The 13,049-nt window shown below is 47.0% G+C and carries 11 protein-coding genes; 9 read left to right on the top strand and 2 right to left on the bottom strand.

The window, feature by feature from the left end; genetic code table 11:
• The first annotated feature begins 63 nt into the window (after positions 1-63).
• From Q9R46_RS04025 to Q9R46_RS04040, 4 genes are all read left to right on the top strand, one after another.
• Positions 64-1,602 carry an ABC transporter ATP-binding protein gene (locus tag Q9R46_RS04025; protein WP_145328911.1) on the top strand — a complete coding sequence of 513 codons (1,539 nt, stop codon included), beginning with the start codon at positions 64-66 and terminating at the stop codon, positions 1,600-1,602.
• Complete coding sequence (locus Q9R46_RS04030; RefSeq protein WP_145328913.1) at positions 1,595-2,674, top strand: ABC transporter permease; 1,080 nt, start codon at positions 1,595-1,597, stop codon at positions 2,672-2,674. The genes Q9R46_RS04025 and Q9R46_RS04030 overlap by 8 nt, the downstream gene beginning before the upstream one ends.
• A complete protein-coding gene (locus tag Q9R46_RS04035) occupies positions 2,675-3,637 on the top strand; it encodes an ABC transporter permease (protein WP_145328915.1) in 963 nt (320 codons plus the stop codon). It abuts the gene before it with no gap.
• Positions 3,638-3,824: 187 nt separating this feature from the next.
• A complete protein-coding gene (locus Q9R46_RS04040) occupies positions 3,825-4,199 on the top strand; it encodes a hypothetical protein (RefSeq protein WP_186331508.1) in 375 nt (124 codons plus the stop codon).
• 6 nt (positions 4,200-4,205) lie between these two features.
• Here the strand turns inward: Q9R46_RS04040 and Q9R46_RS04045 are convergent, their stop codons facing one another.
• On the bottom strand, positions 4,206-4,649 hold the full coding sequence (locus Q9R46_RS04045; protein ID WP_397351755.1) for a GNAT family N-acetyltransferase: 444 nt from the start codon (positions 4,647-4,649) through the stop codon (positions 4,206-4,208).
• 600 nt (positions 4,650-5,249) lie between these two features.
• Here Q9R46_RS04045 and ilvB point away from each other — a divergent pair.
• The 4 genes from ilvB (at position 5,250) to Q9R46_RS04065 (ending at position 10,492) form a co-directional block, all read left to right on the top strand.
• A complete protein-coding gene (gene ilvB / locus Q9R46_RS04050; protein WP_145328920.1) occupies positions 5,250-7,001 on the top strand; it encodes a biosynthetic-type acetolactate synthase large subunit in 1,752 nt (583 codons plus the stop codon).
• Positions 6,998-7,480 (top strand): acetolactate synthase small subunit, encoded by a 483-nt coding sequence (ilvN, locus tag Q9R46_RS04055; protein ID WP_090922209.1) that lies wholly within the window; start codon positions 6,998-7,000, stop codon positions 7,478-7,480. Before ilvB ends, ilvN begins: the two co-directional genes overlap by 4 nt.
• A 336-nt stretch (positions 7,481-7,816) precedes the next feature.
• Positions 7,817-8,809 carry a ketol-acid reductoisomerase gene (gene ilvC / locus Q9R46_RS04060; protein WP_090922211.1) on the top strand — a complete coding sequence of 331 codons (993 nt, stop codon included), beginning with the start codon at positions 7,817-7,819 and terminating at the stop codon, positions 8,807-8,809.
• Positions 8,810-8,950: 141 nt separating this feature from the next.
• The gene (locus Q9R46_RS04065; RefSeq protein ID WP_311279063.1) at positions 8,951-10,492 is read left to right on the top strand and encodes a 2-isopropylmalate synthase; all 1,542 of its coding nucleotides are present in this window, start codon (positions 8,951-8,953) and stop codon (positions 10,490-10,492) included.
• Positions 10,493-10,705: 213 nt separating this feature from the next.
• On the opposite strand, the gene Q9R46_RS04070 is transcribed toward Q9R46_RS04065, so the two are convergent.
• Positions 10,706-11,686, bottom strand: a complete 981-nt coding sequence (locus tag Q9R46_RS04070) for an aldo/keto reductase (RefSeq protein WP_311279064.1) — start codon at positions 11,684-11,686, stop codon at positions 10,706-10,708.
• Between the two features lie 251 nt (positions 11,687-11,937).
• On the opposite strand from Q9R46_RS04070, the gene leuB reads away from it, so the two are divergent.
• A complete protein-coding gene (leuB, locus tag Q9R46_RS04075) occupies positions 11,938-13,023 on the top strand; it encodes a 3-isopropylmalate dehydrogenase (protein WP_110897647.1) in 1,086 nt (361 codons plus the stop codon).
• The last annotated feature ends 26 nt before the right edge of the window (positions 13,024-13,049 follow it).

A 13,049-nucleotide genomic window follows, 5' to 3' on the forward strand; every position in this document is an offset into this window, starting at 1 on the left:
CTCCGAGTAGGAGCTTTTCTTTCGTTTGTGGAACCAAACTATATCAGTTATAAGGGTGATTACATGGGTGCAGCAACCCCCGTCGTTGAGTTGAAACAGATAACGAAGCGTTTCCCAGGCATTGTTGCCAACGACGCCATCAGCCTTCAGCTTCAGAAAGGCGAGATTCATGCTCTACTGGGCGAAAACGGCGCTGGTAAGTCAACATTGATGAACATTGTTTTTGGTCTCTATCAGCCAGATGAAGGTTCCATTGAAGTGAATGGCAAACCTGTCATCATTGACAGTCCGAACCGGGCGATCGATCTTGGCATCGGTATGGTGCATCAGCACTTTAAGCTTGTGCAGCCGTTCACGGTAACAGAGAACATTATCTTGGGATCCGAGCCTACAAAGGGTCTCAATATTAACTATAAAAAGGCCGCTGCAGAAGTACAGCGCTTGTCCGAGCAATATGGACTCAAAGTAAATCCTCACGCCAAAATTCACGATATCTCTGTCGGAATGCAGCAGCGTGTTGAGATTGTTAAAACGTTATATCGCGGTGCGGACATTCTGATCTTTGATGAACCTACAGCGGTACTCACGCCGCAAGAAATCAAAGAGCTCATGGTTATTATGAAAAAGCTTGTCGCAGAAGGCAAGTCAATCATCCTGATTACACACAAGCTGAAAGAAATTATGGAAATTTCGGATACCGTTACGATTATTCGTCGTGGTAAAGTCATTGATTCGGTCAAAACTTCGGAAACCAATCCGAATGAATTGGCAGAGAAAATGGTTGGCCGCAACGTTACGTTTAAAGTGGATAAGAAACCTGCTACACCTGGAGCTAATGTGCTTGAAGTTAGTAAGTTAACCGCTAAAAATAAAGAGGGTATCTCGGTTCTGAACGATCTGAACCTGAATGTGCGTGCTGGAGAAATTGTTGGTATTGCCGGGGTAGACGGTAATGGTCAAAGTGAATTGATTGAAGCCTTGACAGGTTTGCGTAAAGTGGATAGCGGATCGATCCGTTTGGAAGGAAAAGAGCTTTCCAATCACTCTCCTCGTCACATCTCAGAAGCGGGCGTTGCTCATATTCCAGAAGATCGACATAAGCATGGGCTTGTTCTGGATTTTTCGGTGAGCGAAAATATCGTTCTGGAATCATATTACAAAGAGCCATATACGCGCAAAGGTTTCCTGAACTTTGACGCGATCAAAAAACAGGCAAAGCGGCTGGTAGAAGCATTCGACGTGCGCACACCAAGCATCGAAACGAAGGCACGTTCCTTGTCGGGAGGAAACCAGCAGAAAGCGATTATCGCCCGTGAGGTGGATAAAAACCCTGAACTCCTGATCGCCGCCCAGCCAACCCGTGGACTGGACGTGGGGGCTATCGAATTCGTGCAAAAGCAATTGATTGCTCAGCGCGATCAGGGGAAGGCTGTTTTGTTGATTTCGTTTGAACTCGACGAGATCATGAACGTTTCCGATCGCATTGCGGTTATCTATGAAGGACAGATCGTTGGCGAGGTGCTGCCGGAAGAAACCAATGACAGGGAGCTTGGCTTGATGATGGCGGGCAGCACCCAAAAGAGAGGTACTGTGCATGAATAAAGTGTTAAAATGGTTTACCCGAGATTCATTTATTTTGCCAGTTGTAGCGATTCTGATGGGACTTATTCTCGGCGGGATTGTTATGCTAATTGGTGGATATAACCCGATAGAAGCATACGGTGCTTTGTTCAAAAAGGTATTTGGGGATATGTACAACTTCGGGGAAGCTGTGCGGGAAATGACACCGCTCATCATGACGGGGCTTGCGTTTGCTTTTGCGGCTCGTGCCGGATTGTTTAATATCGGTGGAGAAGGACAGTTTCTCGTAGGCATGACAGCAGCTACATTTGTAGGTGTGAAGTTTACAGGTCTGCCTATTTATATTCACGCACCACTTGCACTGATTGCAGGTGCTGTATTTGGCGGACTGTGGGCCGCAATTGCTGGCTATTTGAAAGCTGCACGTGGGGTTAACGAAGTAATCAGCAGTATCATGCTGAACTGGATTGGTCTGTACTTGGCTAATCTGATCGTACGTCAATTTCTGTTATTGCAAGGGGAAAACCGTTCCGTTAATATTAGCGATTCTGCCTCAATCAGTTTGACTTGGCTTTCTGAATTGATGGGTAATTCACGTGTTCATATGGGAACGTTGATTGCTCTTGTGATGGCGGTACTCTTTTATATTTACATGTGGAAAACAAAGCAGGGTTATGAAATCCGTGCCGTCGGTTACAACCCGAATGCGGCGGAATATGCAGGTATGCATGTTAACCGGAATATCGTCAAAGCGATGTTTATCAGTGGTATGCTTGCTGGGCTTGGCGGAGCGTTCCAGGTTCTCGGGGTATTCCAGTATCAGACCGTAATGTCAGGTTCGCCAGGCACGGGGTTTGACGGGATCGCAGTCGCTTTGATTGGTCTGAATCATCCGTTTGGAGTGTTACTTGGTGCGTTGCTCTTTGGTACGCTTACTTACGGTTCTGCAGGAATGAGCTTTGCTGCGGATGTACCACCTGAGATTATTCGGATTGTCATCGGTTCGATTATCTTCTTCATTGCCGCACAAGGCATCGTGCGCTGGGTACTTAAACCGTTCTATTCCAAGCGCAAGAAAGAGAAGGTGTTGTAGATGGACTTGTTGACAATCGGGCAAATTATCAATACGACGCTTGTCTTTGCTACGGCATTGATTTTTGCTTCCCTTGGCGGGATTTTCTCGGAAAAATCCGGGGTAACGAACCTCGGACTTGAAGGTTTCATGGTGTTTGGTGCGTTTGCTGCCGGCATTGGTGCTCACTATGCTCAGGAAGCAGGTATGGGCGGGACAACTTCGGCTTGGATGGGGGTACTGGTCGCCATCGTGCTTGGCGTGCTCGTTTCACTTATTCACGCTGTAGCATCGATTACGTTCAAAGCTGATCAGATTATCAGTGGTATCGTCATTAACTTTTTGGCGGCAGGAAGTACATTGTATCTGGTAAAACTGCTGTTTGAAGGTTCAGGTGACTCACCTTTGGTACAAGGCTTCAGCAAATTCAATGTGCCGTTTCTCGAAAATATTCCTTTGCTTGGAGAAGCATTTTTCAAGAATGTATATCCAACGACGTATCTGGCGATTTTGTTTGTGTTCCTGACATACTACATCTTGTTTAAAACACCGTTTGGACTTCGTCTGCGTTCTGTAGGTGAACATCCAAGCGCGGCGGATACTGTCGGGGTTAAAGTTCGTCGTTACCGTTACGTTGCTGTTATGATCAGTGGTGCGCTTGCGGCGATTGGTGGAGCAGCCATTACATTGACAACAACAGGTACGTTTTCGCATAATACCGTTTCCGGTCAAGGTTACATTGCGATTGCAGCGATGATCTTTGGTAAATGGAATCCAATCGGTGCTTTTGGCGCGGCTGTATTTTTTGGATTCTCTCAAGCGATCCGTAACTATGTGCAATTGTTTGAATGGTCACAGAGTATTCCCCAGGAAATTATTTTCATGTTGCCTTATTTGCTTACGATCATCGTTCTGGTGGCTGCGGTTGGACGTTCTTCGGCTCCATCTGCGCTGGGCGAACCTTATGATCCTGGTAAAAGGTAACTTTAGCAAACCGGATATCATTTGGTGTCCAAAACATAATTTCGAGAAAAGACCTGCGATTTTGAGCGGGTCTTTTTTTTTGTGCGCTCCATTGTAGTACCCAACTTTTTCGGTAGGGACAAAGAAACAGGCGAATTCGGTCATGGACGAATACACTGTTTTGAATGATCCGAGGAGGAGGGATAGTATGAGAAAACAGGTTACGCGTACTGCAGCGATGAAACTTATAGGCAAAAACATAGTTGCGGTCAAGAAAGACGGTACTCGGGTTACGGGGAAACTGTTAAAAGTATCAGGTAACAAACTCGTTCTCAAGCATTTAGGTGGAAAAAAAGTACGTACCAAAGCCATCTTGCCTTTGGTATTATTTGATCTGCTGGCCATTGCGACCTTACCTTACGCTTATGGACAGGGCCCGGGATTCGGACCAGGGTATGGTCCAGGTCCGAAACCTGATTGTTGCCAAGGGTACGGCCCTGGTTATGGACCTGGACCGGGTTACGGCCCAGGCCCAGGATATGGTCCTTATGGTCCCGGACCGAGACCGCCTGGATTTTTCTAAAAGCGACTAGAGTCTTTTTTCCATTTCGTAACAGCGACTGATCAGGATATATCTCAGGTTTTGATAGCCGTTTTTTTGATAGAATTGATTACCCTTGGTATTGCCTTCATCCACCATGACTTTGGATTTTTTGCAACCACGGGATACCGCAAAGTTCTCTGCTTCATGCAGTAACGTCTGTCCGTAACGTTTACGTTGCTCTTTCGAACTAACGGCCATCATATCAACGTAAAGCAGTTCTCCGTGCATGAGAAAATGAATGAATGCCACAGCAGGTTTATTTGGCTCCGGCGAGATTACAAAGGTCATGCCCCTGTTCATTCGCAGGGGTATTTCTTTGCGTATTTTATGGATTTCCTTCTCGCTCATATGTGATAAAGGAACAAGCTGTGTGTCAATCAGCTTCATAATTGCGCCGTCATCCAGTTTGGATAAACGCTGACGAATGATCATGCGGGGCCTCCTTTCAAGGCCGGTCGTGCGGCCTGTATATCTTATGCCTGGTGCGAGATAAAAGGTGACTGCATGAAGGGCGGACATTGGGGCAATCATAGAGTGGAGAGCGTGTGTAAATGTGGTTAACATATTTTTATCAAAAACAGGTATTGACTTATCGGTTAGAGGAATCATATAATGTTCCTAACATTTAACGAGAATATTTCATCGGCTATGAAGAGGACGAAGTTTTAAGGGCTCTTTTGCTCAGAGAGTGGATGGATTTGCTGAAACCACCACCATTACCCCTTATATACGAGCTCACCTCGGAGCTGTTTTCCTGAAAAGCATTGGAACGTCAAATCCATGCGTATTAGGGAGAATCGTAAGTCTGCGTTACAGACAACAGGTATGGGAGACGACTTTGTTCGTTTGAACATCGTTTTGTTATACCTGGTAAGGTCCGTTATTGCGAAATTTCGGACAAAGTTGGGTGGTACCACGGAAGCGATAACCTTTCGTCCCTCGCAAGCATGAACTTGTTTGCAGGGATGGAAGGTTTTTTTTGTAACTTTAAATGTCAGAATGGTGTAAATTCCGAGAGGAGGATGACTGATGGGAGCTCATATTCCAGAAGTACGATCGACAGATGAATTACGTGAAAAATGGATGAAGCCGGAGGTCATTAGCGGCTCCGAGATTCTGCTGAGAAGTTTGCTGCTTGAAGGTGTTGAGTGTGTGTTTGGTTATCCAGGCGGCGCCGTGTTGTATATCTATGATGCAATGTATGGCTTTGAAGATTTCAAACACGTTCTTACACGTCACGAACAAGGTGCCATTCACGCAGCTGATGGTTATGCACGTGCGAGCGGCAAGGTTGGTGTCTGTATCGCGACTTCCGGTCCAGGTGCCACAAACCTTGTAACCGGTATTGCAACAGCTTATATGGATTCCGTTCCGTTGGTGGTTATAACAGGTAATGTTGTTTCCAGCCTGATTGGCTCAGATGCTTTCCAGGAAGCGGACATTACGGGAATTACAATGCCGATCACCAAACACAGCTATCTGGTCAAAGATGTAAAAGATCTGCCGGGTATCATTCATGAAGCGTTCCATATCGCAAACACGGGTCGCAAAGGACCGGTACTGATCGACATTCCAAAAGACGTGTCTGCAAACAAAACATTGTTTGAACCACACACGGAACCTGTTATATTGAGAGGGTACAATCCACGGACGGTACCGAACAAGCTGCAGGTTGAGCGTTTGGCACAAGCGATCCAGGAAGCTGAACGTCCAATGATTCTTGCTGGCGGCGGAGTCGTTTACTCCGGTGGACACGAAGCGCTTTTCGAGTTCGTTGAGAAGACGGGTATTCCGATCACGACAACACTTCTGGGACTTGGCGCTTTCCCAAGCGGGCATGAGCTTTGGACTGGAATGCCGGGAATGCACGGAACCTACACATCGAACATGGCAATTCAGCAATCGGACTTGCTCATTAACATCGGTGCAAGATTTGATGACCGGGTAACGGGTAAGCTGGACGGATTCGCACCACATGCGAAAATTGTTCATATCGACATTGATCCTGCAGAGATCGGCAAAAACATTGCGACAGATATTCCGATCGTAGGCGATGTGAAAACGGTACTGGAGATTGCTAATAAGGAAGTTGGACGTGCTGAACGTGCCGATGCCTGGAGAGATCAGATCAAACAGTGGAAACAGGAAAAGCCGTATTCCTACACGGATTCGGATGAAGTGTTAAAACCGCAATGGGTGGTTGAATTGTTGAACGATACCACAAAAGGTGAAGCAATCGTAACAACGGATGTTGGACAACATCAGATGTGGGCAGCTCAATATTACAAATTTAATCAACCGCGTTCATGGGTTACTTCAGGTGGACTTGGAACGATGGGCTTTGGATTCCCTTCTGCGATTGGTGCACAAATGGCGAATCCGGATCGACTGGTTATCTCCATTAACGGAGATGGCGGGATGCAGATGTGTTCTCAGGAACTGGCAATCTGTGCGATCAACAACATTCCGGTTAAAATTGTAATCATCAACAATGAGGTTCTTGGTATGGTGCGCCAGTGGCAGGAACTGATCTATGAAAACCGATACAGCCATATCGACCTGGCAGGAAGCCCTGATTTCGTGAAGTTGGCTGAAGCCTACGGCGTGAAGGGTTTACGTGCAACAAACAAGGAAGAAGCTGAGCGCGCTTGGCAGGAAGCTTTGGATACGCCAGGGCCAGTCGTTGTAGAATTTGTTGTACGCAAGGATGAAAATGTATATCCAATGGTTCCGCAAGGAGCAACAATCGATCAAATGCTGATGGGAGATGCTGAAGAATGATAAGACATACGATTTCGATATTGGTTAACGACCAGCCAGGTGTCCTTCAGCGTGTATCCGGATTGTTTGGTCGACGCGGGTATAACATCGAAAGCATTACAGTAGGTCAATCTGAAGAGCCAGGACTTTCCCGGATGGTCATTGTGACGATTGGTGATGACAAAACACTTGAACAGATTGAGAAGCAGCTGTATAAAATTATTGATGTTATCAAAGTGGTTGACTTTAGCCTGAAACCGATGGTTGCTCGTGAGCTCGCGCTGATCAAGGTGAAGGCAGAGCCTTCGGAACGTCCGGAAATTCTGGGTGTGGTAGAAACCTTCCGTGCATCGGTTGTCGATGTAGGCCCAGCAAGTCTGATGGTACAGGCCGTTGGTGATACGGATAAAATTGATGCGATGATCGAACTGCTCAAGCCATATGGCATTCGTGAATTGTCCCGTACAGGCGTAACAGCATTGGTACGAGGCAACGTATAAAGGTATAATGAAACCAAAATGGGCTGATCCATACATGAGCACAATGATTTACTTGTGAAATTGCACAGTTAGCGTAAAATAAATGCTATCTGATCCAAATGTGTCAGTCCAGTAACTGCTGTAAAGTAACATTTTAGTGATGTAACGCTTGAAAAGAGAGCCACACCCCCGCATTAACGAGCGGGTGTCTGAACGGATCGGATCAGATCGGATCATATGCAACGGTAATCAGCATCGATCAGGCAGTTTTTTTACCAAGATGTGAAGGCTACCGGTCCATTGAGACACCCGCTCATTAATGAAGGGTTCTTTACAATACAAAGGAGGACTTATAACATGCCAGTAACTACTTATTATGAACAGGATGCAGAGCTTAGCGTATTGAAAGGAAAAACGATCGCGGTGATCGGATATGGTAGCCAAGGTCATGCTCAGGCACAAAACCTGCGTGACAGCGGATTGAACGTAGTCATCGGACTTCGTGAAGGTAAATCTTTTGACGCTGCTAAAAATGATGGATTTGAAGTGTTGTCTCCGGCTGAAGCAACTAGCCGTGCAGATGTGGTTCAAATCTTGCTGCCGGATGAAACACAAGCTTCTGTATACAAAAACGAAATCGAACCAAACCTGAAAAAAGGTGCAGCATTGCTCTTCTCTCACGGTTTCAATGTTCACTTCGGCCAAATCGTTGCTCCAAAAGACAGCGATGTATTGCTGGTAGCTCCTAAGTCCCCTGGTCACATGGTACGTCGTACCTATGTAGAAGGATTCGGTGTTCCTGGTCTGATCGCGATCGAAAAAGATGCAACAGGTAAAGCGAAAGACATCGGTCTCGCTTATGCTAAAGGTATCGGCTGTACACGTGCAGGCGTTATCGAAACTTCCTTCCGTGAAGAAACAGAAACTGACTTGTTCGGTGAGCAAGCGGTTCTGTGTGGCGGTGTAAGTGCCCTCGTTAAAGCTGGATTCGAAACGTTGACAGAAGCTGGATATGCTCCAGAAATGGCGTACTTCGAGTGTCTGCACGAATTGAAATTGATCGTTGACATGATGTATGAAGGCGGACTTGCAAGCATGCGTGATTCCATCAGTAACACTGCGGAATATGGTGACTATGTAACTGGACCTCGCGTCGTTACTGAAGATACGAAGAAAGCAATGAAAGAAGTGCTTTCCGATATCCAACAAGGTAAATTCGCACGTGACTTCATCCTGGAAAACCAATCCGGTCGTGCGTTCTTGACAGCAACACGTCGTAACGAAGCTGAACACCCAATCGAAGTGGTTGGCGGACAATTGCGTGAAATGATGCACTGGATCAAAAAGTAAGCAACGATTCCGTTCACTTTTTTGAACAAGCATCTTAAGGGATTCGAGCAACTTACAGCGTGAACTGGTAATAGCGGCCGTGCTTATGCGTGAGCCGCTATTCTGGTTTACAGAAATGAATACTATGCAGGGGGTGCGAAGGTGCGTAAAATCTATGTATTTGACACAACGCTGCGTGACGGAGAACAGTCTCCAGGAGTCAATCTGAACACTCGCGAGAAGGTAGAGATTGCCCATCAACTGGAGCGTCTAGGCATTGACCGGATGGAAGCAGGTTTCCCGGCAGCATCTCCGGGTGACTTGGCCGCAGTTAACGCCGTAGCGAAAGCAGTTAAAAATATTACAGTGATCGGTTTGTCCCGCTCCAGAGAGCAGGATATTGACGCGGTGAAGGAAGCACTTAAAGGTGCAGAAGACCCGTGCATTCACGTATTTTTGGCCACTTCGCCAATTCATCGCCAGCATAAGTTGCGCATGGACAAAGGGCAGGTTTTGGACACGGCTCGCTCTGCGATTCGTTATGCGAAGAAGACATTTTCCAAGATTGAGTTTTCTCTGGAGGATGCAGGACGTACCGAGTATGATTTCCTCGTGGAAATGGTAAATATGGCCGTTGAAGAAGGTGCTTCTGTCGTTAACATTCCAGATACGGTCGGTTACCTGAGCCCATATGAATACGGGAATATTTTCAAACATCTGAAAGAAAATGTTCATAACATCGATAAAGTTCAGCTGAGTGCACACTGTCACAACGACCTGGGGATGGCCACGGCGAATACGCTTGCCGCCATTTTGAACGGAGCCGATCAGATTGAAGGTACGATTAACGGCATCGGAGAGCGTGCAGGCAACACGGCGATTGAAGAAATTGCGATGGCACTCGAAACACGTCAGGAGTTTTTCCAGGCGAAAACGACATTGCAGTTGTCCGAGATCGCACGTACCAGCCGCTTGGTTAGCCGTTTGACCGGTATGGTTGTTCCTGGCAACAAAGCAATCGTTGGCGCTAATGCCTTTGCTCATGAGTCCGGTATTCACCAGGATGGCATGTTGAAGGAAAAAACAACCTACGAGATCATGACGCCAGAAACGATCGGTCTCAAAGAGAGCAAGCTAGTGCTTGGTAAACACTCTGGACGTCACGCGTTCCGTGAACGCTTGATTGACCTCGGATATGAACTGGATGACGAGGCATTGAACCGTGCATTTGCACAATTTAAAGATCTGGCAGACAAGAAAAAAGAAGTTACCGATGAAGATCTGCTTGCCGTAATCGAAGAAAAATTACAGGATGCACCTGAGGTGTACAAACTGGAATCGATCTTTGTTACGTACGGTGATGAATCCGTGCCTACGGCGAAAGTTCGTATTGCTACGCTGGATGGGGAGACGGTGGAAAAACAGGCAGAAGGTAATGGTTCGGTGGATGCGATCTATAATGCTATTGATCAGGTGAGCGGAGAAGAAGTAACGCTATCCGACTATTCCATCAAATCCGTAACACACGGTAAAGACGCACTAGGTGAGGTGCATGTTGTCCTTACTCAGAATCAAGTTTCTGTTCAAGGACGCGGCGTGAGCACAGATATTCTCGGTGCTAGTGCGCGTGCGTATGTAGATGGGTTGAACCAGCTCATTGAAAAACGTAAAACATACACCAACCGTGTTAACGTCAATTTGTAGAAGAGTACTGCACGGTGTGCTTGAAGTACAGACACACAAACCTGCCAATTAGGTGGGAATAGTAAGGCCAAAGCCGATATAGCAAAGCAAAAGCCGAACATATTAAAAAGTCTGACCCTTCTGGAGTGGACTGTACCTTGTAGTCTAGACGTTATGAAGTCTATCTATGAGAGTACAGTCCTGCGAGGGTCAGACTTTTTTTAGAGTATCAATTTACCACGCGTATGCGTTAGGCGCGTGTCCACCAGGACCAGGAAAGATTTCATCCAAACGGTTGAGTGTAGACTCATCCAGTGTCATGTCAAGACATTTCAAGGCAGTTTCGAATTGCTCCAGTGTGCGCGGACCAATGATTGGCGCAGTAACAGCCGGATTAGCAGCAACCCAGGCAAGTGCAACTGTATCCTGTGGCTCACCAAGATCACGGCAAAGTGCGGCGAAATCTTCAAGTTGCGTCTGATGCTCCTCAATTCGTTCTGCGATACCTCCACTGCGTGTCCCTTCAAGTTTCTGTAAGGCATTACGTCCGAGCAAACCGCCATCCAGCGGGCTCCATGGAATAACGCCAAGCCCGAGCGCTTTAGCGGCTGGTAATACCTCCAGCTCAGGCAGACGGCAATTCAGGCTGTATTTATGCTGCTCCGATACAAGGCCGAGGAAGTGACGGTTTTTCGCTTCGCTCTGAGCAAGGGCAATTTGCCAAGCGGCAAAATTACTTGAGCCGACATATCCGATTTTGCCTTGGTATACTGCATGCTCGAATGCACCCCACAACTCGTCCCATGTGATAACAGGGTCAACATGGTGCATCTGGTATAATTCAATATGATCGGTTTGCAGACGCTGAAGAGAGCCTTCAAGGTGACGTCTGATTTTATATGCGGAGAGACCGGCTTCGTTGTTAGGGCCATCTGTTTCATCATGCATGGAACCGTAGACTTTCGTGGCAAGCACAACCTTCTCACGTCTGCCTCCGCCTTGTTTGAACCAGCGCCCGATGATCTCTTCTGTCAGACCGGAATTTTCACCCCAGCCATAAATGTTAGCGGTATCAAAAAAGTTCACCCCGGCATCCAGTGCTGCGTCCATAATGCGGAAAGCTTCTTTCTCGTCCGTGGCTGGTCCAAAATTCATCGTACCAAGACAGATACGGCTGACCTTAAGGCCTGATTTACCCAAATAAGAGTATTGCATGTTAAACATCCCTCCAGCATACCTGATTTGATTTCAGCTATATTTTACCTTACCCTGAACTGGCGAACAACTTCGAAGCTTGTCATTATCCTTCTTATAGGCAAAAACTATTAAAGTCATAGATTGTATATCTTGGTCAAATGACCGTAGAATATGATACAAAGAAGAGAGTTATTTATGAGACGATGTTTACACAGAAACGCCAACATGAGCGGATCAGTGATGAATGAAGATGAGGGAGTGGACAACCTATGGCAGACGTGAAAAAAATCGCAGTAATCGCAGGTGACGGAATTGGTCCTGAAGTTGTGGCCGAGGCGGAAAAAGTTCTGAAACGTACGGAGGAAGTATTCGGTTATCGTTTTGAAACAGAGCACGCACTGTTTGGTGGTATTGCCATTGACGAGAAGGGCACACCGCTTCCGGAAGAAACATTGACTGTATGTAAAAATGCAGACGCAGTGTTGCTCGGAGCTGTAGGTGGACCGAAATGGGATAATAACAGTAAGGAGTTGCGTCCTGAAACAGGACTGCTGGGTATTCGTAAAGCGCTCGGACTGTTCTCCAACCTGCGTCCGGCCGTTGTGTTTGACTGTTTGAAAGACGCATCCACGCTGAAACCGGAAGTACTTGAAGGTACGGACCTGATGGTTGTTCGCGAACTGACGGGCGGAATTTATTTCGGTGAGAAGTTCAGACGCGAAAGTGCCCAAGGTGAAGAGGCAGTGGACACTTGTGCTTACAATGTTGCGGAAGTAGAGCGCATCGTTCGTCAAGCATTTGAGATCGCCCAAGGTCGCCGTAAAAAACTGGCATCTGTCGACAAAGCTAACGTGCTGGAAACATCCCGCCTCTGGCGTGAAGTGGTTAACCGTGTAGCTCCGGATTACCCGGATGTTGAACTGGAGCATGTGCTTGTAGATAACTGCGCGATGCAGTTGCTGCGTCGTCCGGCAAGCTTTGACGTCATCGTAACAGAGAATATGTTCGGTGACATTCTGAGTGATGAAGCGGCTATGCTGACAGGTTCTATCGGTATGCTCGCTTCGGCATCACTGGGTGAAGGAAGCTTCGGTCTATATGAACCGGTACACGGCTCTGCGCCGGACATTGCCGGTCAAGGCCTGGCTAACCCGATTGCTACCATCTTGTCGCTCGCGTTGATGTTCCGTACAACGTTTGGATATGCAGAAGGTGCAGATGCGATCGAAGAAGCGGTAGCGAACGTGCTGAATGCGGGCCACCGCACAAGTGACATCGCTGTTGATAAGAGCAAAGCGATCAGCACGACCGAAATGGGCGATCTGATTGTTGCAGCTATTCAGAAAAAGGCTTAAGTTTCGTTTCAGCCTTGTTCACTTAT

The organism is Paenibacillus sp. RRE4, from assembly GCF_031844205.1.
Classification (GTDB): domain Bacteria; phylum Bacillota; class Bacilli; order Paenibacillales; family Paenibacillaceae; genus Paenibacillus; species Paenibacillus xylanexedens_B.